The sequence below is a fragment of the Myxococcus sp. CA039A genome (genome assembly GCF_013336645.1).
Lineage (GTDB): Bacteria > Myxococcota > Myxococcia > Myxococcales > Myxococcaceae > Myxococcus > Myxococcus llanfairpwllgwyngyllgogerychwyrndrobwllllantysiliogogogochensis.
In genome coordinates, this window is the sequence record NZ_JABUMQ010000690.1 from 1 (window position 1) to 1089 (window position 1089).

The window sequence follows — 1089 nt, forward strand, 5'->3', positions numbered from 1 at the left end:
TTTCCGTTCCGTTCGACGCCCGGCATCCGCGACAGCCGCGACGGGTTGCGATTCTGGTTGTCGACGGAAATGCCATTCTTCTTGCACACGTTGTACAGGTAGTCGACACGCTTCCGGTACTCGTCATAGTTGGCCGCTTCGACCCTGACGATCGCGTGCAGGCTCTTTCCGCCGCTGTAGACGAGGACGGCAATCGGCAGCTCCAGCTCGCGCATAATGGCGTTTTGCTTCTCAATGTCCATGTCGTCGGACTCAACGAGGGCATATCGAAAATCAGTCACGTTCTCGTTTTTCACACCCTTGCCGTCCAGCGGGTTAAAACGTATCCAGGCACCGGCTTCCGGGTTGTAGTCGCCCAAGACGGCCCCAATATCGCCATTGCATTGATTGAGCGCCTGAATCAGCTCGCCGGCCGTTCGGTCCCAATTTCCCTTTGTCGGCAGGTATTTCCCGTCTTCGTTTTGCCACGTATCGACTACGTAACCGACGTTTTCGGATGCCTCGAACAGCGTCTCAAGGTACGTGGTAAGCTGCTGGACGGGATTCCAGACGGCCGGCTCGTGGATCTCCTTGCCCTCGATCCAGTTTTTGTCCACGACGACGTAATCGCCGGAGATTTCGTCGTCCCAGCCGAGCTCGCGGTCTTCGCGGTCCGCCCGCGGCGTCCAGCCGGCGTCCTTCGCCATCTGCGTAATCGTCGCGCCGGTGACGGGATTGCCCGAACCCTCGAATGTGGTCCACTTTTTGAAGCATTCGCCCGGCTTATACCGGGCGACGTCCCGTTTGCTCCATGCATCCCAATCGCTGGCTGTGTAGCCCTCATATTTGAGGGCCATGCCGACATTAATCCATTCCTGATAGCTCAGATAGGTAGGATCGATGTAAGCCAGCAAGGCAATCAAGTCGATTTTATGTTCCATGCAGTTCTCCCCCCTTTCCTAGAACAAAGTCAATTGCCTTCCGGCGTATTCCGCAGCTACCGGGTTGATCCAGAGGTTTATAACCTTGATCGCGTACATGATCGGGTAGATTTGCAGCGGATCAACCGCGTTGCCAAGTGCCCTTAGCCGAGCCACCCGGTTTTTGACG

General features: G+C 56.5%; 1 protein-coding gene. It reads right to left on the reverse strand.

From position 1 onward, the window contains the following. Positions 1-920 (reverse strand): PriCT-2 domain-containing protein (locus HR086_RS47055; RefSeq protein WP_174468932.1); only part of this gene is annotated, 920 nt, incomplete at its 3' end. Positions 921-1089 lie beyond the last annotated feature (169 nt).